The sequence below is a fragment of the Acidovorax sp. Root70 genome (assembly GCF_001428225.1).
In the GTDB taxonomy this organism is placed as follows: domain Bacteria; phylum Pseudomonadota; class Gammaproteobacteria; order Burkholderiales; family Burkholderiaceae_C; genus Acidovorax.
In genome coordinates, this window is sequence record NZ_LMHQ01000008.1 from 125,060 (window position 1) to 146,592 (window position 21,533).

The 21,533-nt window shown below is 65.2% G+C and carries 23 protein-coding genes; 12 read left to right on the forward strand and 11 right to left on the reverse strand.

Annotation, left to right across the window (positions count from 1 at the left end):
* The first annotated feature begins 22 nt into the window (after positions 1 to 22).
* The 3 genes from dapA (at position 23) to ASD94_RS06110 (ending at position 2,953) form a co-directional block, all read left to right on the forward strand.
* Positions 23 to 919 (forward strand): 4-hydroxy-tetrahydrodipicolinate synthase, encoded by an 897-nt coding sequence (gene dapA / locus ASD94_RS06100; RefSeq protein ID WP_056639982.1) that lies wholly within the window; start codon positions 23 to 25, stop codon positions 917 to 919.
* A 47-nt stretch (positions 920 to 966) separates the two neighbouring features.
* Complete coding sequence (gene bamC / locus ASD94_RS06105; RefSeq protein WP_082576779.1) at positions 967 to 2,064, forward strand: outer membrane protein assembly factor BamC; 1,098 nt, start codon at positions 967 to 969, stop codon at positions 2,062 to 2,064.
* A gap of 106 nt (positions 2,065 to 2,170) precedes the next feature.
* Positions 2,171 to 2,953, forward strand: a complete 783-nt coding sequence (locus tag ASD94_RS06110; RefSeq protein WP_056639985.1) for an MBL fold metallo-hydrolase — start codon at positions 2,171 to 2,173, stop codon at positions 2,951 to 2,953.
* 122 nt (positions 2,954 to 3,075) lie between these two features.
* Here ASD94_RS06110 and ASD94_RS06115 read toward each other — a convergent pair whose 3' ends face one another.
* The 3 genes from ASD94_RS06115 to ASD94_RS06125 all read right to left on the reverse strand — a co-directional run bounded on the left by ASD94_RS06115 (position 3,076) and on the right by ASD94_RS06125 (position 5,264).
* Entirely contained in the window at positions 3,076 to 3,345 is a 270-nt protein-coding gene (locus tag ASD94_RS06115; protein ID WP_082576780.1) for a hypothetical protein, read from the reverse strand.
* A gap of 253 nt (positions 3,346 to 3,598) precedes the next feature.
* On the reverse strand, positions 3,599 to 4,120 hold the full coding sequence (locus tag ASD94_RS06120) for a hypothetical protein (RefSeq protein WP_056639991.1): 522 nt from the start codon (positions 4,118 to 4,120) through the stop codon (positions 3,599 to 3,601).
* Between the two features lie 13 nt (positions 4,121 to 4,133).
* Entirely contained in the window at positions 4,134 to 5,264 is a 1,131-nt protein-coding gene (locus ASD94_RS06125) for a cupin domain-containing protein (RefSeq protein ID WP_056639994.1), read from the reverse strand.
* Positions 5,265 to 5,318: 54 nt separating this feature from the next.
* On the opposite strand from ASD94_RS06125, the gene ASD94_RS06130 reads away from it, so the two are divergent.
* Positions 5,319 to 5,843, forward strand: a complete 525-nt coding sequence (locus ASD94_RS06130) for a peptidylprolyl isomerase (protein ID WP_056639997.1) — start codon at positions 5,319 to 5,321, stop codon at positions 5,841 to 5,843.
* 76 nt (positions 5,844 to 5,919) lie between these two features.
* Here ASD94_RS06130 and ASD94_RS06135 read toward each other — a convergent pair whose 3' ends face one another.
* The 4 genes from ASD94_RS06135 to coaBC all read right to left on the reverse strand — a co-directional run bounded on the left by ASD94_RS06135 (position 5,920) and on the right by coaBC (position 8,808).
* A complete protein-coding gene (locus tag ASD94_RS06135) occupies positions 5,920 to 6,420 on the reverse strand; it encodes a glycine zipper 2TM domain-containing protein (protein ID WP_056640000.1) in 501 nt (166 codons plus the stop codon).
* A gap of 202 nt (positions 6,421 to 6,622) precedes the next feature.
* The gene (gene dut / locus ASD94_RS06140; RefSeq protein WP_015013334.1) at positions 6,623 to 7,069 is read right to left on the reverse strand and encodes a dUTP diphosphatase; all 447 of its coding nucleotides are present in this window, start codon (positions 7,067 to 7,069) and stop codon (positions 6,623 to 6,625) included.
* Positions 7,066 to 7,560 carry a hypothetical protein gene (locus tag ASD94_RS23980; protein ID WP_235510592.1) on the reverse strand — a complete coding sequence of 165 codons (495 nt, stop codon included), beginning with the start codon at positions 7,558 to 7,560 and terminating at the stop codon, positions 7,066 to 7,068. Before ASD94_RS23980 ends, dut begins: the two co-directional genes overlap by 4 nt.
* Positions 7,561 to 7,584: 24 nt before the next feature.
* Positions 7,585 to 8,808 carry a bifunctional phosphopantothenoylcysteine decarboxylase/phosphopantothenate--cysteine ligase CoaBC gene (coaBC, locus tag ASD94_RS06150; RefSeq protein ID WP_056640004.1) on the reverse strand — a complete coding sequence of 408 codons (1,224 nt, stop codon included), beginning with the start codon at positions 8,806 to 8,808 and terminating at the stop codon, positions 7,585 to 7,587.
* Positions 8,809 to 8,899: 91 nt separating this feature from the next.
* Here coaBC and ASD94_RS06155 point away from each other — a divergent pair, with 91 nt between their 5' ends.
* From ASD94_RS06155 to ASD94_RS06175, 5 genes are all read left to right on the forward strand, one after another.
* Positions 8,900 to 10,558, forward strand: coding sequence for a CTP synthase (locus ASD94_RS06155; RefSeq protein WP_056640007.1), 1,659 nt, complete (start codon positions 8,900 to 8,902; stop codon positions 10,556 to 10,558).
* 12 nt (positions 10,559 to 10,570) lie between these two features.
* Entirely contained in the window at positions 10,571 to 11,428 is an 858-nt protein-coding gene (kdsA, locus tag ASD94_RS06160) for a 3-deoxy-8-phosphooctulonate synthase (RefSeq protein ID WP_056640010.1), read from the forward strand.
* 3 nt (positions 11,429 to 11,431) lie between these two features.
* Entirely contained in the window at positions 11,432 to 11,722 is a 291-nt protein-coding gene (locus ASD94_RS06165; RefSeq protein ID WP_056640013.1) for a DUF1330 domain-containing protein, read from the forward strand.
* 99 nt (positions 11,723 to 11,821) lie between these two features.
* The gene (eno, locus tag ASD94_RS06170; RefSeq protein ID WP_055400881.1) at positions 11,822 to 13,108 is read left to right on the forward strand and encodes a phosphopyruvate hydratase; all 1,287 of its coding nucleotides are present in this window, start codon (positions 11,822 to 11,824) and stop codon (positions 13,106 to 13,108) included.
* Between the two features lie 33 nt (positions 13,109 to 13,141).
* Complete coding sequence (locus ASD94_RS06175; RefSeq protein ID WP_015013327.1) at positions 13,142 to 13,420, forward strand: septum formation initiator family protein; 279 nt, start codon at positions 13,142 to 13,144, stop codon at positions 13,418 to 13,420.
* Between the two features lie 693 nt (positions 13,421 to 14,113).
* Here ASD94_RS06175 and ASD94_RS06185 read toward each other — a convergent pair.
* Entirely contained in the window at positions 14,114 to 15,106 is a 993-nt protein-coding gene (locus ASD94_RS06185; RefSeq protein ID WP_056640018.1) for an Hsp33 family molecular chaperone HslO, read from the reverse strand.
* 49 nt (positions 15,107 to 15,155) lie between these two features.
* On the reverse strand, positions 15,156 to 15,680 hold the full coding sequence (locus ASD94_RS06190) for a gamma carbonic anhydrase family protein (protein WP_056640021.1): 525 nt from the start codon (positions 15,678 to 15,680) through the stop codon (positions 15,156 to 15,158).
* A 125-nt stretch (positions 15,681 to 15,805) separates the two neighbouring features.
* Here ASD94_RS06190 and ASD94_RS06195 point away from each other — a divergent pair, with 125 nt between their 5' ends.
* The 3 genes from ASD94_RS06195 to ASD94_RS06205 all read left to right on the forward strand — a co-directional run bounded on the left by ASD94_RS06195 (position 15,806) and on the right by ASD94_RS06205 (position 19,508).
* The gene (locus tag ASD94_RS06195) at positions 15,806 to 16,609 is read left to right on the forward strand and encodes a ferritin-like domain-containing protein (RefSeq protein ID WP_056640024.1); all 804 of its coding nucleotides are present in this window, start codon (positions 15,806 to 15,808) and stop codon (positions 16,607 to 16,609) included.
* Positions 16,610 to 16,721: 112 nt separating this feature from the next.
* Entirely contained in the window at positions 16,722 to 17,987 is a 1,266-nt protein-coding gene (locus ASD94_RS06200; protein WP_056640124.1) for an EAL and HDOD domain-containing protein, read from the forward strand.
* A 240-nt stretch (positions 17,988 to 18,227) separates the two neighbouring features.
* Positions 18,228 to 19,508 carry an EAL and HDOD domain-containing protein gene (locus ASD94_RS06205; RefSeq protein ID WP_056640126.1) on the forward strand — a complete coding sequence of 427 codons (1,281 nt, stop codon included), beginning with the start codon at positions 18,228 to 18,230 and terminating at the stop codon, positions 19,506 to 19,508.
* 82 nt (positions 19,509 to 19,590) lie between these two features.
* Here the strand turns inward: ASD94_RS06205 and ASD94_RS06210 are convergent, their stop codons facing one another.
* Entirely contained in the window at positions 19,591 to 20,553 is a 963-nt protein-coding gene (locus ASD94_RS06210) for a tripartite tricarboxylate transporter substrate binding protein (protein WP_082576781.1), read from the reverse strand.
* A 56-nt stretch (positions 20,554 to 20,609) separates the two neighbouring features.
* The gene (gene xerD, locus ASD94_RS06215; protein ID WP_056640030.1) at positions 20,610 to 21,509 is read right to left on the reverse strand and encodes a site-specific tyrosine recombinase XerD; all 900 of its coding nucleotides are present in this window, start codon (positions 21,507 to 21,509) and stop codon (positions 20,610 to 20,612) included.
* Positions 21,510 to 21,533 lie beyond the last annotated feature (24 nt).

Consider the following 21,533-nt stretch of genomic DNA (forward strand, 5'->3'; position numbering starts at 1 on the left):
TTTACCGTTTACCACTGCGGACATGACTTCTTCTTCCGTGCCACTCACCGGCAGCATCGTCGCCCTCGTCACCCCCATGCATGAGGACGGTAGCGTGGACTACCCCACCCTGCGCAAACTGATCGACTGGCACATCGCCGAAGGCACCGATTGCATCGGCGTGGTGGGCACCACGGGCGAGTCCCCCACGGTGAACGTGGAAGAGCACTGCGAGATCATCCGCGCGGCAGTGGAACAGGCCGCCAAGCGCGTGCCCATCATGGCCGGCTGCGGCGCCAACTCCACCGCCGAGGCCATCGAACTGGCCAAGTTCGCGCGCGGCGTGGGGGCCGACAGCCAGCTGCAGGTTGTGCCCTACTACAACAAGCCCACCCAAGAGGGCCAGTACCAGCACTTCAAGGCCATTGCCGAAGCCACAGGCGACCTGCCCATCGTGCTCTACAACGTGCCCGGCCGCTCGGTGGCCGATATGCAGCACGACACCGTGCTGCGCCTGGCCCAGGTGCCCGGCATCATTGGCATCAAGGAAGCCACCGGCAACATCGAACGCGCCCAGTGGCTCATCCGTGACGTGCCCAAGGGCTTTGGCGTGTACTCGGGCGACGACCCGACCGCCGTAGCCCTGATGCTGTGCGGTGGCCACGGCAACATCAGCGTGACGGCCAACGTGGCCCCGCGCCTGATGCACGAGCTGTGTGTGGCCGCCCTGGCGGGCGACGCGCGTCGGGCCATGGAAATCCAGTTCAAGCTGATGCCCGTGCACAAGCACCTGTTCGTCGAAGCCAACCCCATCCCGGTCAAGTGGGCCATGGCCCGCATGGGCCTGTGTGGTGGCACCATGCGCCTGCCCATGACGCCCCTGGCCAGCAGCAATGAGGCTGTGGTCGAGTCGGCACTGCGCAACAGCGGCCTGATCTAATCCGGGCTTTGCGCCCGCTCTCAGAGACACTTCCCAAGGATTTCCGCGTGAAAGCTGCTACCACCCGCCTGAGCCTGCTGGCTCTTGTCATGGCCCTGTCCGCCTGCTCCACCAGCATTCTGGAGGGCGACAAGATCGACTATAAGAGCGCCGCCAAGGGCTCGTCACTGGAAGTCCCCCCGGACCTCACCCAGCTGTCACGCGACACGCGCTACGCCATGCCGGGTGGCTCGGTGTCTGCCGCTGCCATGCAGGCAGGCCAGGCCGCGCAGCCGTCGGGCAACGCCAACGCGGCGGCACTGTCACTGGGGGACGTGCGTATTGAGCGAGACGGCAGCCAGCGCTGGCTGGTGGTCAACCGCCCCGCTGACAAGCTGTGGGAGCCCGTGCGCGACTTCTGGCAGGAAAGCGGCTTCACGCTGGCCCAGTCCGAAGCCAATGTCGGCATCATGGAAACCGATTGGGCGGAGAACCGCGCCAAACTGCCCCAGGATTTCATCCGTTCCACCATCGGCAAGCTGATGGAGTCCCTGTACTCGACTGGCGAACGGGACAAGTTCCGCACCCGGCTGGAGCGCAATGCCAATGGCGGCACCGAGATCTACATCACCCACCGCGGGATGGTCGAGGTCTATGGCAACGTCACCAAGGACAGCACCGTCTGGCAGCCCCGCCCCTCCGACCCGGAACTCGAAACCGAATTCCTGCGCCGCCTGATGGTCAAGCTGGGCGTGAGCCAGGAGCAGTCCAAGGCTGTCGCCGCAGCCCCCGCACCGCGTGCCCAGGCAGCCCGCATGGCCACCGTGAACAACGTGCCGGTGGTGCAGCTGGACGAAGGTTTTGACCGCGCATGGCGCCGTGTGGGCCTGGCCCTGGACCGCACAGGCTTCACGGTGGAAGACCGCAACCGCAATGAGGGCACGTACTTCGTGCGCTACGTGGCTCCGGACACCGAGAAGAAAGAGCCCGGCTTCTTCAGCAAGCTGTTCAGCTCCACGTCCGCAACGCCTCCGCTCAAGTACCGCATCGTGGTGCGCAGCCAGGGTGAAGCAACCACCGTGTCGGTGCTCAACGAAGCCGGCGCCCCCGAGACCTCGGCCAATGCCGAGCGCATCGTGCGCGTGATTGCTGACGATCTGAAATAAGCGGCGCAGGCCGAAAGGCCGCCACCCACCTCGAGAGCCCCCTCTGCCTTCTGGCGGACGGTGGCTCTGGTTTTTTGGGCCGTCCACACTACTTCTTTCGCCCGCCATGCTTCGATTCAAGAACCTGGGCAGCGGCAGCACCGGCAATGCCACGGTCGTCGAAGGCCGCAGTGGCGGCCAGGTGCGCCGCCTCCTGATCGATTGCGGGCTCGGCATCCGGCAGTTGCAAGCCCGTCTGGCACAAGCGCAGTTGCAGGTGGAAGACCTGGACGCCCTCTTCATCACCCACGAACACTCCGACCACATCGGCTGCGCCCAGACTCTGGCGCTGCGTTTTCGCATTCCCGTGTGGATGAGCGAAGGCACCTACGCGGCCATAGGCGCGCCGGACTTGGGCGGCCTGCTGCGGGTGGCGCACGACATGGAAGCGATCGACATGGGCGCCTTCGAAGCACGCCCGTTCACCGTGCCGCACGATGCCCGCGAGCCCCTGCAGCTGCGCTGCTCTGACGGCGCCGCACACCTGGGTGTCCTGACCGACCTGGGCCACGCCAGCCCCCATGTGCTGCAGCAACTGCAGGGATGCCACGCCCTGATGATCGAGGCCAATCACGATCCCGACATGCTGGCGGCCTCTCGCTACCCGCCGTTCCTGAAACGCCGCGTGGGCGGGCTGTACGGCCACCTGGCCAACTCGGCCACAGCGGGAATCCTGCGTGCGGTGCAGCATGACGGGCTGCAGCGCGTGGTGGCGGCGCACCTGAGCGCGCAAAACAACCACCCTCACCTGGCACAGCAGTCACTCGCCGCCGCGCTGGGCTGGGCTGCCGAGAACATCCAGGTCGCCAGCCCGACCGAAGGAACGGAATGGTTCAGCGTGAACGGTTGATGGCCCGAACCCTGTGCCCATGAATGCCTCACCCCAGCGAAGGGGATAAAAAAAGCCCCGGACCTTGCGGTGCGGGGCCGTGGCACAGGCCGACCTGACGGTCAGCCAGAGCCTGCAGCGATTTACTTGGCTGCGGAAGCGCCGGTGGCGGCAGTAGCAGCAGCGTCAGCAGCAGCCTTGGCAGCATCAGCGGCGGGAGCAGCAGCGTCAGCAGCAGGTGCAGCAGGAGCTGCGGCGTCGGAAGCGGCAGGAGCTGCTGGCTCGGCGGCAGGAGCAGGAGCAGCGGCAGGAGCTTCCACAGGAGCGGGTGCTGGAGCGGGTTCTTCCTTCTTGCCACAAGCGGCGAGTGCAGCAGCAGCGATCAGGGCGGCCAGAACGAGGGAGTTCTTCATTTCGATTTTCCTATTTGGACAGACAGAATCTTGAAAAGCCACGGCGTCAGGCTTCCTGAGCCCATGCACGCATTGGCACAATGCACTTGTTTGCACCTTTTTGGGCACAGCCGCAGATTATATTGGTATTTAGTCAATACTGACTAACACTGACGGAAGCTTTACGCCAGCTTGACTTTACACAGTACGCTGCCGGGGCACGTCTGCCAGAGGGCATCCCTCCAACGGCCACGCCTCGGGGGGCCGGTGGCTCCTACAAACCCAGTGTGGTCGAAGGGAACCCCGGAGCGCTCTTGCTGCGCACCCACTCGTTCAGCGTCTCGCGCAGCAGCACCCGGCGGTCTGCCTCACTGCCGGTGACCCCCACGCAGCGCTCCGGATCAAGCCGGTGCAGTACCCAGTGCGGCGACCACAAGGCGCTCGGCAGACCCAGCGGATCCGCTTCCGGGCTGCGGCGGCAGGTGATGATGTGGTCCCATGTGCTGCGCCAGCGCACAAACCGCGCATGGCGGCGGATCACATCGTCATAGCTGCAGGCCAGCATCGTAAAGCGCCTGCCGCTGCGGGCCCAGTCCTGCAAAGCCTCGACCACCGCGCGCTCGCCCAGGGGCCAGTCATGAAAATGCGCGTCACTGACGAAGATCTCCTGCCAGCCATCCCGCGCCGCCGTCGCAATGGCGTCGCGCACCAGTTGCTGAAACGCCTCGCGCCCGCTGAATCGCCCGGTGGGCAGATCACGCAAGGGCTCGGCGGAAGGGGCGGCCGTGTCGTTCATCACCAGCTCCTGGTCAGTCTCGGCCGGTCCAGACGTGGGTCCAGCCTGCATCGCACCACGACGAAAGCAGCTCCAGCGCGTCGTCGCTGGCGCGTGCCAACTCTCGCGCCGACAGCTGGCGCTCATCCGCCAGACGCCGCATCAGGGTGGCATCGCGACCTGCTGCGCGGTAGCTTTCACCGTTGATGAAAACGTGCTGTGCGTCGTACATCATGCGGCTCCTGCGGTCCAGGCGCACACCTTCCAGCATCACGCCAGCTTCACCAGGCTCAAACCACACGCTGGGCTTGGGCTCGGTGAGGTACTCGCCCAGCGCGCGCTCCAGCACCAGGGGCTGGGCCAGCGCGCGGGACAGCGCCTCGCGCGCAAAGTCCTGCAGCCCGGCGGGAATGGCCCCCGGCTGTGCCACCGCTTCCTGGCCAGCGTCACGGTACAGCAGTGGGTGGTCGTCATCGCCGGCGTCTTCTGCCAGCCGCACGAGCAGCTCCTGCGCCATCTCGGCGCGGGCCGGAGCGCGAAACCCGATGGAGTAGGTCATGCACTCGCCTTCGGCAATGCCGTCGTGGGCGTAGCGCGGGGGCAGGTACAGCATGTCGCCCGGCTCAAGCACAAATTCCTCCTCGGGCTCGAACTGGGCCAGCACCTTCAACGGAATGCCGTCGCGCAGCGACAGGTCCTTCTGGCGTCCGATGCGCCAGCGGCGCTTGCCATGCGCCTGCAGCAAAAAGACGTCATAGCTGTCGAAATGCGGCCCCACGCCACCACCATCGCTGGCATAGCTGATCATGAGGTCGTCCAGCCGGGCTTCGGGCACAAAACGAAACTGCTGCATCAGTGCATGCACTGCGTCGTTGTGCAAGTCCACGCCCTGTACGAGCAGCGTCCAGTCCGGCTGTTGCAACGCAGGCAGAGCGCGGCGATTGAAGGGCCCGTGACGCAGCTTCCAGGCGCCTTTGAGTTGCTGCACCAGTCGGGACTCCACCCCCTCCTGCCCCGCGAGCGCAAACAGCTCGGCCCGCAGCACGGGTGGCGCAAACTGTGGAATGGCCTGGCGCACCAGCAGAGGCTTCTTCTGCCAGTGACGGCGCATGAATTGCGCGGGAGTGAGGCCGCCGAGCAGGGCCAGGGGTTGCTGGATGTCCATGGGAGAAGTGTTGCCCCTTGGCGGGGCCGTTGGTCAAACTGCGACAATTCTCCTATGGAAATTACCCAACAATGTGTGGTCGCACTGACCTGGACCCTGAAAGACACCCTGGGCGAAGAACTCGACGTGCTCGACGAGCCCGTGGAGTTTCTGGTCGGCGGTGACGATCTGCTGCCCCGTATCGAAGAAGCCCTGCAGGGCCACGGCCCCGGCGCCACGCTGGCGCTGCACCTCGAACCCGAGGACGCTTTCGGCGACTTCAACGACCAATTGCTGTTTCTGGAGCCCCGCGCCCTCTTCCCCGCCGAGATTGAAGAAGGCATGACCTTTGACGGCATGGCCCTGCCCGAAGGCTGCAACCCTGATGCCCCCCGCACGGCCCTCTACACCGTGGCCGAGATCTATCCCGACCATATCGTGCTCGACGGCAACCACCCGCTCGCAGGCATTGCATTGCGCCTGCAATTGACGGTACAGGCCGTGCGCGAAGCCACCGAAGACGAAATCGGACGCGGCACAGCCGGAACCGGCTTCTTCCGCGTCCAGCCCCAGGCGCCGGGCAACTCGCTGCTGCACTGAGAGCGCCCTTTCAAAAGCACCACGGGCGCCCTGAATCGTTTCAGGGCGCCCGTGGCAGTTAGGTCAGCCTGTTCGCTTACAGGCGCGAAATCTGACCGTTGTACAGACGCACCCGGTCGCCAATGCGCAGATCGCCGGGGCTGCTCACGTCATACACGCGGTAGCCTCCCTGGTCGAGCTGCACCGACAAGCGATACCCCTGCACGGACTCCTGGTTGTTGCGCCCCTCGATGGCGTTGCCAGCCACCGCGCCGCCCAATACCCCGACGGCGGTCGCCGCGGCGCGACCGGTGCCCTTGCCCACCTGGTTCCCCAGAACGCCGCCGACCACCGCACCCAGCACGGCACCGGTGCCAGTGGTCTGCCCTTGACTGCGGCCTTGCAGCACCTCGATGTTGGATACGCGCCCATATTCGGTGCCTGTCTGGTTTTGGGGATAGGCAGGCGCCGTCTGATAGCCGCTGGAATAACCGCCGGAATATTGCGGAGCAGGCGCTGGACGGCTATGGCCACAAGCGGCCAGCGAAGCAGCCAGAACCACGGTACCCGCGAGGGCGAGAGGACGGGTGAATTGCATTTCAATCTCCTGAAGTTGTTGGGGAGAGGCCCTGGCGAACGAAGCTCGGGGCCCATGTGCAGATTGGAACAACGCTTGAGGATGCCGTTGCGTAGACACAGGGGCCATCGCCTTGTCGGTAACAGGCCCATCGAAACGTAAGCGGGGTCTTACAACCCGGCCGCAAACGAGCAACCAGCCCAGAGTCGGACAAAGTTGCGCTTCAGGACTTGCCGGTGGAGCCGTACCCGCCCTCGCCCCGCTGCGTGGCCGCAAACTCGGTGACGACATTGAACTGCGCCTGCACCACCGGAACGATCACCAGCTGAGCCAGGCGCTCCATGGGCTCCAGGGTAAAAGCCACGTTGCTGCGGTTCCATGCGCTCACCATGAGCTGCCCCTGGTAATCGCTGTCGATCAACCCCACCAGATTGCCCAGCACGATCCCGTGCTTGTGACCCAGACCCGAGCGCGGCAGGATCAGCGCGGCGTAACCCGGGTCCTGAAGGTAGATCGCAATACCCGTGGGCACCAGTTGCCACGCGTTAGGCTGCAGCGTCAGCGGCGCATCCAGGCAGGCACGCAGGTCCAGCCCCGCGCTACCGGGCGTGGCATAGGTGGGCAATTGGTCCGCCATGCGCGGATCGAGAATCTTGACGTCAATCTTCACGGTTTTTTCTTTCCTGTTCCTGTACTACTGCGCTGCTGCGCCACTTGCCGCAGGCGCTCTTGCAACGGTTGCGCCCCCGCGCGCACATCCGCGGCCTGAGCCCCCCCAACTTGCGCAGCCGACTGCATCAGCCAGCCCAGCGCCCACCACACAGACCCCATGACCACCAACCCCGGCAACGAGCCCCTGCCCAGCAGGAGCAGCGCGATGCCATGCAGAACAATCATGACCAGCAACAACGCACGCACCGTGCGCAGTACCCCAGCCAGGGGCCGCATCATCTGCAGCAGATCGGGCGGCAGTGCCTGGGCCACCGGGATGGGCTTGGCACCGGGCGCGGATGGCTGCGCAGCCCTGGTGGCGACCGCTGCATTTGCCTGCGGTGTTCGGGCTTCTTGCGCAGGCAGCGGGGCCGTGAGGCGCTCCACATAGGCCGCGAAGTCGCCATCGGGCGGCGTGTCCCAGTCGGGCTTGGTCGCACCAGTTGTCATCACACCTCCCCACCGCAGTGGCGGTCAAGCATGCAAGGGTGGCAAACGCGCGGCAATTTCGGCGATGAGCTGCTGCGCCAGCACGCGCTTGGAGGCGCGGGACAGCTCGCGATGGCCCTGCGCATCCACCAACAACAGCGCGTTATCGTCCTGCCCAAAAGTGGCCGGGCCGATGTTGCCCACCAGCAGCGGCACACCCTTGCGTGCCCGCTTGGCCGTGGCATGGGCGAGTAGATCATGGCTTTCGGCCGCAAAACCCACACAAAAGAGGTCGCCCTGCAACGCATGGGGCGATCGGGCGACGGTGGCCAGGATGTCAGGATTCTCGACAAACTCCAGCGACGGGGACTGGCCCGAACCGTCTTTTTTGATCTTCTGATCAGACTGGTGGGCCGGGCGCCAGTCGGCCACCGCAGCCGTGGCGACAAACACCGACGCAGCCTGGACATGCCGCTCCACCGCCGCCAACATCTCCTGGGCAGACTGCACATTGACGCGCCGCACACCGCGTGGCGTGGGCACATGCACAGGCCCCGCGACCAGGGTGACATCGGCACCTGCCTCGCGCGCCGCACGGGCCACGGCAAAGCCCATCTTTCCGCTCGACAGGTTGGTGATGCCGCGCACCGGATCGATGGCTTCAAACGTGGGCCCTGCCGTAACGAGCACCGACCGGCCCGCGAGGGTCTTGGGCGTGAAAAAAGCGATCAGCTCGTCCAGCAACTCCAGCGGCTCCAGCATGCGGCCGTCACCTGTCTCGCCACAGGCCTGGTCGCCATTGCCCACGCCCAGCACCACGGCGCCGTCCTGCGCCACCTGCGCCAGATTGCGCTGCGTCGCGGGGTGGGCCCACATTTCGCGATTCATCGCCGGAGCCAGCAGCAACGGCACGCGCTGCGCGGGGCGCGCCAGGCACATCAGGCTGAGCAACTCATCCGCCCGGCCCTGCACCAGGCGCGCGATGAAGTCCGCACTGCAGGGCGCGATCAGGATCGCGTCCGCCTCGCGGCTCAGGTTGATGTGGGGCATGTTGTTGGGCTCGCGGGCGTCCCATTGGGAGCCGTACACCGTGCGGCCCGACAGGGCCTGCATGGTGACCGGGGTGATGAACTGCTCGGCCGCCCCGGTCATCACCACCTGCACGGTGGCGCCCTCCTTGATGAGCTGGCGACACAGATCGGCCGCCTTGTAGCAAGCCACGCCTCCACTCAGACCCAGAACAATGTGTTTGCCAGCAAGCTCATTCATGGGGCGAATTTAGCAGACGGGGGTGACCCTGCCCGCGGGGGTGTCGCCGGGGCGCCATCTATAATCCCAATTTCCCACCACCAAAAAAGACATGACCAAATTTGTCTTCGTCACCGGCGGTGTGGTGTCTTCCCTCGGTAAGGGAATCGCCTCAGCCTCCCTTGCCGCGATCCTCGAATCGCGGGGACTCAAAGTCACCCTCATCAAGCTTGACCCCTACATCAACGTAGACCCGGGCACCATGTCGCCGTTCCAGCACGGCGAGGTGTTCGTGACCGATGACGGCGCAGAAACCGACCTCGATCTGGGCCACTATGAGCGTTTCATCGAAACGCGCATGAAGAAAACCAACAACTTCACCACGGGCAAGATTTACCAGTCCGTGCTGGAGAAGGAACGCCGCGGCGACTACCTGGGCAAGACCGTGCAGGTCATCCCCCACGTCACGAACGAGATCCAGGAGTTCATCAAGCGCGGCGCCGGCATCGGCACGCCTGACGCCGTGGACGTGGCCATCGTCGAAATCGGCGGCACCGTGGGCGACATCGAATCGCTGCCGTTCCTCGAAGCCGTGCGCCAGATGAGCCTGCGCATGGGCCCGAACAACGCGGCCTTTGTGCACCTGACCTACCTGCCCTGGATTGCGGCAGCGGGCGAACTCAAGACCAAGCCCACCCAGCACACGGTGCAGAAGCTGCGCGAAATCGGCATCCAGGCCGACGCCCTGCTGTGCCGCGCCGACCGCCGCATTCCCGAGGAAGAGCGCGCCAAGATTTCGCTGTTCACCAACGTGCCCGAATGGGGCGTGATCAGCATGTGGGACGTGGACACCATCTACAAGGTGCCGCGCATGCTGCACGAGCAGGGCCTGGATGGCCTGATCTGCGACAAGCTGCGCCTGAACACCCCACCCACCAGCCTCAAGCGCTGGGACGATCTGGTGCACGAGACCGAGCACCCCCAAGGCGAAGTCACCATCGCCATGGTCGGCAAGTACGTGGACCTGTCGGACAGCTACAAGTCCGTCAATGAAGCCCTGCGCCATGCCGGCATGCGCAACCACGTGCGCGTGAAAATCGACCATGTCGATTCCGAAACCATCGATAGCGCCGACGCGGCTGCCAAGCTGGCCCAATACGACGCCATCCTGGTGCCCGGCGGCTTTGGTGTGCGGGGCGTGGAAGGCAAGATCGCCACCGCCCAGTTCGCTCGCGAGCGCAAGGTGCCGTACCTGGGCATCTGCCTGGGGATGCAGGTGGCCACCATCGAATACGCCCGTCACGTGGCGGGCCTGGCCAACGCCAACAGCACCGAGTTCGACCCCGCCACGCCCCACCCCGTGATCGCGCTGATCACCGAGTGGAAGGATGCGGACGGCACCATCAAGAAGCGTGATGAAAACTCGGACCTGGGCGGCACCATGCGCCTGGGCGCGCAAAGCTCGGACGTGTCCAAGGATACGCTGGCCCACAGCATCTATGGCGACGTGGTGACCGAGCGCCACCGCCACCGCTACGAAGCCAACGTGAACTATCTGGACCAGCTGCGCAAGGCGGGCTTGGTGATCTCGGCGCTGACGCAGCGTGAAGAACTCACCGAAATCGTGGAGCTGCCGCAAAACGTGCACCCCTGGTTCATCGGCGTGCAGTTCCACCCCGAGTTCAAGTCCACGCCCTGGAACGGCCACCCGCTGTTCAACGCCTTCATCAAGGCGGCCGTGGAACACCAGCAAGCCGCGAAAAAAGCCTAAGGGGACCTCACCATGCAGCTGTGCGGATTCAATGTCGGCCTTCAACATCGCTTTTTCCTGATCGCGGGCACCTGTTCCATTGAAGGCCTGGAGATGTCGCTTGACGTCGCGGGCCAGCTCAAGGAAGCCTGTGCACCGCTGGGTATTCCGCTGATCTACAAGGGCTCCTTCGACAAGGCCAACCGCTCGTCGGGCACCAGCAAGCGTGGTGTGGGGCTGGAGGCCGGCCTGAAGATCCTGGACGAAGTACGCCGCCAGCTGCAGCTGCCCATCCTGACCGACGTGCACGACACCTCGCATGTGGCCGAGGTGGCCAGCGTGGTCGACGTGCTGCAAACGCCCGCCTTCCTGTGCCGCCAGACGGATTTCATCCGCGCCGTGGCGCAAAGCGGCAAGCCGGTGAACATCAAGAAGGGCCAGTTCCTCGCGCCCTGGGACATGAAGAACGTCATTGACAAGGCCCGGTCTGCAGCGGCCGAAGTCGGCCTGTCGGAAGACCGGTTTCTGGCCTGCGAACGCGGCGTGAGCTTTGGTTACAACAACCTGGTGGCCGACATGACCAGCCTGGCCGAGATGCGCAACTCCGGCGCACCTGTGGTGTTCGACGTGACCCACTCGGTGCAAAAGCCTGGCGGCCTGGGCGCCGTGAGCGGCGGCGCGCGCGAGATGGTGCCCGTGCTGGCGCGTGCCGGTGTGGCCGTGGGCGTGGCGGGCCTGTTCATGGAAACCCACCCCCGCCCCGCCGAGGCCTGGTCGGACGGCCCCAACGCCGTGCCCCTCAAGCACATGAAGGCGCTGCTGGAGACCTTGGTGGCACTGGACGACGTCACCAAGAAAAACGGATTCCTCGAAAACAACTTTGGAGCTTGAGACATGAGCAGTGGTTACGTCATCGCATCCGTCACCGTCACCAACCCTGAGCAGTACGAAGAGTACAAAAAGTGGAGTACGCTGGCCATGCAGGCGCATGGCGCCGAGGTGTGCATTCGCGGCGGCAAGGTGGAAGTGCTGGAAGGCGACTGGAACCCCGGCCGCACCGTGCTGCTCAAGTTCCCGAGCTTCGAGGCCGCGCGCGCCTTCTACGACACGCCCGAATACCAGAAAGCCAAGGCGGCCCGCGAAGGCGCAGCCATCATGCGCATGGTGTGCGTCGAAGGCGTCTGAGCGCATCCACAAAAATCGCTCACTAATTGATAGCTGCTAGCGCTTATACATCGTGCGCTAGAGACTGATTTGATTTAAAACTTCTGCAAAAGGAAAACCATGAGTGCCATCGTTGACATCGTCGGTCGCGAGATTCTGGACAGCCGCGGCAACCCCACCGTCGAATGCGACGTGTTGCTCGAATCGGGCGTGATGGGCCGGGCCGCTGTGCCGTCGGGCGCCTCCACCGGCAGCCGCGAAGCCATTGAAATGCGCGACGGTGACAAGGGCCGCTACCTGGGCAAGGGCGTGCTCAAGGCCGTGGAATACATCAACACCGAGATCAGCGAAGCCGTGCTGGGCCTGGATGCCTCCGAGCAGGCCTTCCTGGACAAGACCCTGATTGATCTCGATGGCACCGAGAACAAGAGCCGCCTGGGCGCCAATGCCATGCTGGCCGTGTCGATGGCCGTGGCCCGCGCCGCCGCCGAAGAATCTGGCCTGCCCCTGTACCGCTACCTGGGCGGCATGGGCAGCGTGCAACTGCCCGTGCCCATGATGAACGTGATCAATGGCGGCGCACACGCCAACAACAGCTTGGACCTGCAAGAGTTCATGATCATCCCCGTGGGCGCGCCCACGTTCCGCGAAGCCGTGCGCTGGGGCGCCGAAGTGTTCCACGCACTGAAGAAGATCCTGCACGACAAGGGCATCAGCACCGCCGTGGGCGACGAAGGCGGCTTTGCCCCCAGCGTTGAAAACCACGAAGCGGCCATCCGCCTGATCCTGCAAGCCATCGAAGCCGCTGGCTACACGGCCGGCGAACAAATCGCCCTGGGCCTCGACTGCGCGGCCAGCGAGTTCTACAAGGACGGCCACTACGTGCTGGAAGGCGAAGGCGGCCTGAAGCTCACCGCCCAACAGTGGACGGACATGCTGGCGGCCTGGGTGGACAAGTACCCCATCATCAGCATCGAAGACGGCATGCACGAAGGCGACTGGGACGGCTGGAAGCACCTGACCGAACGCCTGGGCGACAAGGTCCAGCTGGTGGGCGACGACCTGTTCGTGACCAACACCAAGATCCTGAAGGAAGGCATCGACAAGCGCATCGCCAACTCGATCCTCATCAAGATCAACCAGATCGGCACGCTGACCGAAACCTTCGCCGCCATCGAGATGGCCAAGCGCGCGGGCTACACCGCCGTGATCTCGCACCGCTCGGGTGAAACCGAAGACAGCACCATTGCCGACATCGCCGTGGGTACCAACGCCGGCCAGATCAAGACCGGTTCGCTGAGCCGCTCGGACCGCATCGCCAAGTACAACCAGCTGCTGCGCATTGAAGAAGACCTGGGCGAGATCGCGCAGTACCCCGGCCGCGCTGCGTTTTACAACCTGCGCTGAACCCTGGCACCCCTCGCCTGAGCGAGCCCCGCCTTGGTCTCCCGCATCGTCCCCGTCATCCTGCTGGCCTTGCTGGCAGCGCTGCACGCCCAGCTTTGGCTGGGGCGGGGCAGCGTGCCGCGCGTCAATGCGATGCAGCGGCAGATTGATGTGCAGAAGGCGGCCAACGAGCAGGCCCGCCAGGTGAATGCGCGGCTGACCTCGGAGGTGCACGACCTCAAGGAGGGCCTGGACATGGTGGAAGAAAAGGCGCGCAGCGAGCTGGGCATGGTCAAGCCCAACGAGGTGTACGTGCAGTTCACCCCCCGTTGAGCCGCCGTGTGGGCCCAACCACCGCGTTGCGCCCCACAGCATCTGTCCCAACAATGCCGGCGTGGCAGCGGCGTGCCCCTTTCCTCTCCGTGCTGCGGCCTGCTCCCCCATCCCCCTTGATTGCCTTGCTGGGCGCCCCCCACACGGGTGTGGAGGCGTTGGCCCAGGCGCTGCGGCAGCAGATCGCCCCAGGCTCGGTGCGCATCAGCCTCCACCACCCTCACCTGACCAGCCCGCTGCCCGCAAGGTCCTCAGAGCCAGACGCGGTGGCGTTGACTTTGCTGATGGGACTTGATTCACCATGCCCGGCCGGGGAGCGGACCGCGCAAGAAGCTACCGACGCGCGACTGCGCACCGCCCTGGCCGCTGCAGGGGTACCTTACCGCGTGGTGTACGGCGCTGGCGAGCAGCGCATCCGCAATGCCCTCATTGCTATAAAAAAAATAGCACCTCAGGCATATCCCACTAGCACAATGGCCGCAAGAGGCATCGAAAATGCTTCCAAGGCCGCCCGGCTGCGGGCCTGGAACTGCGAGAAATGCAGCGACCCCACCTGCGAGCACCGGTTGTTCACTGCGCTTGTTGAGCAGCGCGACACTCCACCGCCATCCGGCATCGCGCCAGACCAAGCCTGAGCACCTTCCGCGCAACAGCGCAGGAGTCCCCGACAGCGCGGAGTGAGCCCCCCAGGGGTTACTGGATGCCCGTGGGTCCCGGGGGCTGCGCGGCCGCTGGCGAGACAAAAATCTGCGCGGCATCCACTGCGTCAAAGCGATACTGCTGGCCGCAGAACTCGCAACCCACCTCAATGTCTTCGCGCTCGGCCAGGATGCTCTCGGCCTCTTCCGGCCCCAGGTTGCGCAGCATGTTGCTCACACGCTCTCGGCTGCAGGTGCAGGCAAAACGCGGGCCGCTAGCCCCCTGCTGCGGTTCAAAGCGCAGCAGCTTTTCTTCCCAGAAGAGGCGGCGCAGGATGGTATCCACGTCCAGGGTCAGCAGTTCCTCACGGGTCAGGCTGGCGGCCAGGTGGGCAATGCGGTTGTAGTCTTCGTTGTGGCCGATCTGGTCTTCGTTCTCCCGGTGCGTGAGACCGGCTGCCAGATTGCCCTCGCCCTTGATGGGCATGCGCTGGATCAGCAGGCCCGCCGCCACCTGCTCGTTGGCACCCAGCACCAGGATGGTGTCGAGCTGCTCGGACTGCAGCATGTAGTGCTGCAGCACGTCCGACAGGCGCTCCAGTTTTTCGTGGTGGTCGCCGTGCAGCGGCACCACACCCTGGTAGGGCTGCTGGCCGGGGTGACGGTCCTTGGGGTCGAGCGTGATGGCGCAGCGGCCACCGCCGCCCACATTGACCATCTGGCTCAGCTTCGCGTCCGATGGCAACTCGCCATTCACCGTGGCGGTGGCACGCAGGCTCAGGTCCGACTGCACCTCGACCACGGCCAGTTTGACGGGGCCATCACCAAACACTTGCAGCACCAGCGCGCCGTTGAACTTGATGTTGGACTGCATCAGCACGCCAGCGGCGGCCATCTCGCCCAGCAGCTCGCTCACCGGCGCGGGGTAGGCGCCCGTGCTGGTGTTGCTGGCACGGCGGCGCAGGATCTCGGTCCAGGCATCCGTCAGGCGCACGATCATGCCTCGCACCGGCAGACCATCGAAAAGAAACTTGTGAAGTTCAGACACGCAAGGGTTCCAGGAGAAAAAAACAGCAGCGAGCGCCAGTGGGCAGCGTTCAGCCGATCTTGTGCAGGCCACTTTGAAAGCGGCGCGCATTGTCGATGTAGTGCTGCGCGCTCTGGCGCAGGCCTTCAATTTGCTCGGGCGTGAGTTCGCGCACGGCCTTGGCGGGACTGCCGATGATCATGGAGCCGTCGGGAAACTCCTTGCCTTCGGTGACCAGCGCCCCAGCGCCCACCAGGCAGTGCTTGCCGATCTTGGCGCCGTTGAGCACCACAGCACCAATGCCGATCAGCGACTCATCGCCGATGGTGCAGCCGTGCAGCATGACCTGGTGGCCCACCGTCACCCGCTCGCCCACCACCAGGGGCTTGCCAATGTCGGCGTGCAGCACGCTCGCGTCCTGGATGTTGGAGCCAGCGCCAATCGTGATGCTCTCGGTGTCGCCGCGCACCACGGTGCCAAACCACACGCTGGCGTCTTCGCCCAGCACCACATTGCCCATCACCTGCGCGCTGTCAGCCACCCAGGCCGATGCCGCCAGCTGGGGCGACACACCGTCGAGTTCGTAAATTGCCATGCACCCACTCCTTCGATACAAAAAAACGGCACGCCATGGCGCACCTCAAGGACCTGTTCAAAGAGGTCGCCAATCGTTACAAAGCGCAAGCCTTGGTGCCGATGGCAAGGCCTAGAATTGTAAGGATGGAGCTTCGCCACCGTGCACTGCAGGTCTTGAGCCTGTCAGACCCCGAACAAAAAGCGGCTGCAGCGCTGGACTTGTATGCCCATGCAGCTACGCTTTCAATAGCAGACACCGCCCCGCAGGGCCCTAGTGAGCCAGGCGCGCTTCCCGGCCGCCCCGAGCGCCCCGAACTGCTGCGACACACCCAGGTGGCGCGCCGCTCGCCCGCCACGCCCGAGGGCCGAGCCATCCTAATCCACGCCATCGCCCACATCGAGTTCAACGCCATCAATCTGGCACTCGACGCCGTGTGGCGCTTTGATGGCATGCCCCGCGCGTACTACCTGGACTGGATGCGCGTGGCGGCCGAAGAGGCCAAGCACTTCCGGCTGCTGCGCGACCACCTGCGCAGCCAGGGGCACGACTACGGGGACTTTCCGGCCCACCAGGGGCTGTGGACCATGTGCGAGAAGACACGGCACGATGTGCTGGCGCGCATGGCCCTGGTGCCACGCACACTGGAGGCCCGGGGGCTGGACGCCACGCCGCAGATCCAGGCCAAGCTGCGCCAGGTGGGCACACCCGATGCCCTGGCTGCCGTCGCCATCCTGGACGTGATCCTGCACGACGAGGTGGGCCATGTCGCCATCGGCAACCACTGGTACCGCTGGCTGTGCGACCGCACGGGCCAGGACCCTGAAACCCTCTACGGCACCCTGGTGCAGCGGTACGAAGCCCCGCGCCTGAAGCCGCCGTTCAACGAGTCCGCGCGACGCAGCGCCGGTTTCAGCGAAGCCGAGCTGCGCTGGTTGCAGCAGGCCTGACTCCCACGCCATGGCCAAGAGGCTGCTCACGATCTGGGGGGAATACGATGGCTCCTACAATTCTTGGCAATGCCCACGGCGGGCCCGCGCACACTATTTCAAGAACACGCCCATGACCCAAGCCTCCACCCCAGGCGCGCCCTCCGCGCCCCCCTCCGGCAACCAGTCGTCGGTCGCCATGATTGCGCGACAAGCCATCGTGAACGCGCAGCAGGTGGTCGTTGGCTACGAGCTGTTCAACCGCTCGCGCAGCGGCGCTGCCCACACCGCCGCCACCGACGTCATCCTGGTCTTCACCGCCCTGTCGCATGCCGGGACGGAGGAGCTGGTCGGCAAAAAACTCATCTTCGTCAACTGCACCCACGAAAGCCTGTCGGGCGGCCACCTGGAGCTGGTGGACCCGGACAAGGTGGTGCTGGAGATTCCACCACTGGGCCATGTCGCCGCCGAAGAGGTCGCCACGCGCCTGCCCATCCTGAGCGAGCTGCGCGACCGGGGCTTTCATCTGGCCTTCAACCACACGGTGCTGCAGTCAGCCTACGCGCCCTGGCTGCCACTGGCCGACTACATCAAGCTCGACCTGTCGGTGCTGGCGCCGGACCAGCTGGCGGTGCTGATCAGCTACGCGGGCCGCCACTGCAAGGCCGAGCTGATTGCCGAGAAGGTCGAGACCGCCCAGCAATACGACATGGTGTCCAGCCAGGGCGTGCAGATGTTCCAGGGCTACTGGTTTGCCCGTCCTGCGCTGGTCGAGACCAAACTGCTCACGCCGTCGCAGGCCAGCATCATCGAGCTGATCAACCAGGTGCGCAAACAGGCCAGCACCGAAGACATCGAGGAAGTGCTCAAGAAGGATGCGGGCCTGGCCTTCAACCTCATGCGCCTCATCAACTCGGCCGGGTTTGGCCTCCAGCGGGAGATCACCTCGTTCCGCCAGGCCGTGATGCTCATGGGCCTCAAGAAGCTGTTCCGCTGGGCGGCGCTCCTGCTGACCGCATCGCGCAACAACGGCACGCCGTCATCGGTGGGCCACACGGCCGTGGTGCGCGGGCGCCTCATGGAGCTGCTGGCGCTGGAGACGCTGCCCCCCGAGGAGGCCGACCAGGCCTTTGTCGTGGGCATCTTCTCGCTGCTGGATGTGATGCTCTCCATGCCCATGGAGTCCGCCATCGGCCTGCTCAACGTGCCCGAACCCGTGGCTGCCGCGCTCCTGCGGCGCGAAGGTTTCCTGGGCGACCTTCTCACGCTGGCCGAGGCCTGCGAGTCCAGCGACGACGCCGTGTTTGACCGCACCGCCGGCCTGCTGCACCTGACCAGCCAGCAGATCAACTTTGCCCACCTGCAAGCTCTGGCCTGGGCCGACCACATCAGCGACTGACAAGCGCGGCCGCCATCGCCGTGGATGGCGGGCCGACTTTGAATTTTCTGCGAGTGCCCCGGGGACTTCCTGCACGCACCGAGCGGAAAGTGCACGCGGCGGATCGGGAGGGCTGAAGGGCCCAAAACGCAGGCTGCTCAAGACCGCACAGGCATATGGCGCGTTCATTCGTGCAGCGGTCGTCCAGAGGGCCCCTTGCGGTCTAGAATGGTCGCACAGCCCTTCATTTCAGTGGACCCCATGTCGAGCACACCCGAACAAGACACCCCGGACGCCGCAGCGCCTGCCGCCGATCCCGTGGACGAGAACCTGGCCATCATTGCGCGCCAGGCCATCGTGGACGAAAACCGCGCGGTTTATGGCTACGAACTGTTTGACCGGTCCACCGCCTCCGACTCGCACACCGCCGCCAGCGATGCAGCCCTGCTGTTCAACGCGCTGTCCTATGCGGGCACCGAAGCCCTGGTCGGCAAGAAGACCGTGTTCATCAACTGCACGCACGACAGCCTCTCTGGTGGCCACCTGGAGTTGATCTACCCCGAAAAGGTGGTGCTGGAGGTGCCCCCGCTGCCCGACAACGCCACCCCCGAAGAAATCGAAGGCCGCCTGCCTACGCTGGAGGCGCTGCGCACGCGCGGCTTTCGCCTCGCGTTCGACCAGCAGGCGCTCAAACGGGCCTACACCAGCTGGCTGCCCATGGCAGCCTTCATCAAGCTGGACATGCAGGCCTTCAAGCCCGAGCTGGCCGCACCGCTGGTCAAATTTGCCAACACCCACAGCAAGGCCACGCTGGTGGCCGAAAAGGTCGAAACCGCCGAGCAGTACGAGCTGATGCGCGACCTGGGCGTCAAGCTGTTCCAGGGCTACTGGTTTGCCAAGCCCTCGCTGGTCAAGGCCACCACCATCCGACCCTCGCAAGCGACCATCATTCAGCTCATCAACCTGGTGCGCAAACAGGCCAGCACGGCCGAGATCGAAGACCTGCTCAAAAAAGACCCCACCCTGTCTTTCAACCTGCTGCGTTTCATCAATTCGTCGGGTTTTGGCCTGTCGTGCGAGATCACCTCGTTCCGCCATGCGGTGATGATCCTGGGCCTGAAAAAGCTCTTCCGCTGGGCCGCGCTGCTGATGACCACCTCGCGCGCAGGCGGTGCTCCGCCAGCCGTAGGCCAGACCGCCGTGGTGCGTGGCCGCCTCATGGAGTTGCTAGCTGCCGAGTTGCTGCCGCCCGAAGAATGCGACAACGCCTTTGTGGTGGGCGTGTTCTCATTGCTGGACACCATGCTGGGCGTGCCGATCGAAAAAGCGCTGGAGTCCGTGGCCCTGCCCGAGCCGGTGATGGACGCTCTGCTGCGCGGCACCGGCGTGTTCGCGCCTTTCCTGGAGCTGACCAAGGCCTGCGAAAGCGGCGATGAAGTGGCTTTTGCCAAAAACGCCGATGCCTTGCACCTGTCCAACCGCCAGGTGAACTGGGCCCACCTGCAGGCGCTGACCTGGGCAGAGAGCCTGAGCGACGAATAGCCCCGTTCTTCCCCTTCAAAAGCCCACAGGCCCTGCTTTGACAGGGCCTGTGGCGTTTCTGGGGCTCAGCCCCTGCACACGGTCAGTTGCCCTGGATTCCCGCCGCGCGGATGATGCGCGCGTTGCTCTCGGACTCCAGCGCGATCTGGCGCGCGAACTCGGCTGTGGTGCCGCCCGTGGGCACGTTGTCGGTGGCATCAAGCTTGGCGCGGATGTCCGGCAGGGCCAGGGCCTTGTTCACCTCGGCGTTGATGCGGGTGATGACCGTCTTGGGCGTCTGCGCCGGGGCATAGAGACCAAACAGGGATGAGAGATTGGCCGCTGGCTGCCCCAGCTCGGCCAGCGTGGGCACCTGGGGCAGCGAATCGAGCCGCGCCGGAGCCCCCACCGCCAGCGGCTTGAGCTTGCCCGCCTGGATGTGCTGCAGCACCGCAGGGCCGGCGTTGGTCGACAACACCTCGAACTGCCCGCCCAGCGCGTCGTTCATCTGCTGGCCACCGCCCTTGTACGGGATGTGCGTGATCTGCACCTGCGCCACCGACTGGATCTGCTCAAGCATGATGTGCCCCAGCGACGCCTGGCCCGAGGTGGCCCAGCGCACCGTACCGGGCTGGGCCCGTGCACGCGCGATCAGGTCCTTGAAGTCGGTCGCGCGGCTCGCAGGCGTGCCCAGCAACAGCACGGGCGAATACATCACGCTGACCACCGGGGCAATGTCCTTCTGCGGATCGAAGGGGGACTTTCCCAGGTGCGGGTTGAGCGCCAGAGGGCTCACCGCCGCAAAACCCAGGGTGTAGCCGTCCGGCGCCGCCTTGGCCACCGCGTCCACGCCCAGGCTGCCACTGGCGCCTGCCTTGTTTTCAATGACCACCGGTGTGCCCAGTTGCGCAGCCAGCTTGTCGGCCAGCGCGCGGGCGATGTTGTCGCTCACGCCCCCGGCCGGGTAGGCCACGACGATGCGAATGGGTTTGGCCGTGGGCCAGGTCTGCGCTAAGGCCAGCGCGGTGGCACCCGCCAGGCAGGCGCCAATGATCAGTTGCTTCATGCAGGACTTTCTTGTCAACGGAGAGAGGGAAAAACGAAAGGAGACCATCTGCCGCGTTAGCCCCTCGGGTGGTGCTGCGCATGCAGCGACTTGAGCCGCTCGCGCGCCACATGGGTGTAGATGGTGGTGGTGGAGATATCCGCATGGCCCAGCAGCAGCTGCACCACGCGCAGGTCGGCGCCATGGTTGAGCAGGTGCGTGGCAAACGCATGGCGCAGCGTGTGGGGCGACAGCGGCACCGTGATGCCCGCTACCTGCGCCCACTTCTTGACGATGACCCAGAACATCACCCGCGTCATGCCGCTGCCGCGCTGGGTGACGAACAGGTCGTCCGTCTGCTGCCCGCCCAGGATGGCGCCGCGGGCCTCGTTCAGATAGCGCTGCAGCCACGCCCGCGCCTCTTCGCCAAACGGCACTAGGCGCTCCTTGCTGCCCTTGCCCATCACGCGCAGCACGCCTTCGTTCAGACCGACCTGGAAGGTCTTGAGCGTGACCAGCTCGGTCACGCGCAGGCCGCTGGCGTACATCAGCTCCAGCATGGTGCGGTCGCGCAGGCCCAGGGGATTGCCCAGGTCGGGCGCGTTCAGCAGCGCCTCCACCTGCGCCTGCGACAAGGTCTTGGGCACGCGCAGCGGCTGGCGTGCGGCCTGCAGCCGCACGGTGGGGTCGGTGGTGATGCGCCGCTCGCGCAGCGCCCAGTGAAAGTAGCGGCGCAACACCGTGAGGCGCCGGTTGGCCGAAGTGGCGCGCGTCTGCGCGTGGCGTGCGGCAAAGTAGGCCTGCAGGTGGTGTTCGGCCGTGTCGTCCAGCGCCAGCGCGGGCTGCTGGTCGGCCAGCCACTGCGCGTACAGCGTCAGGTCACGCCGGTAGGCGGCCAGCGTGTTGCGCGACAGGCCGTCCTCCAGCCACAGGGCGTCCACAAAGGTGTCGATGGCATTCAGACTGGGAGCAAGCATCCAAAAACCATAGCATGCATCGCG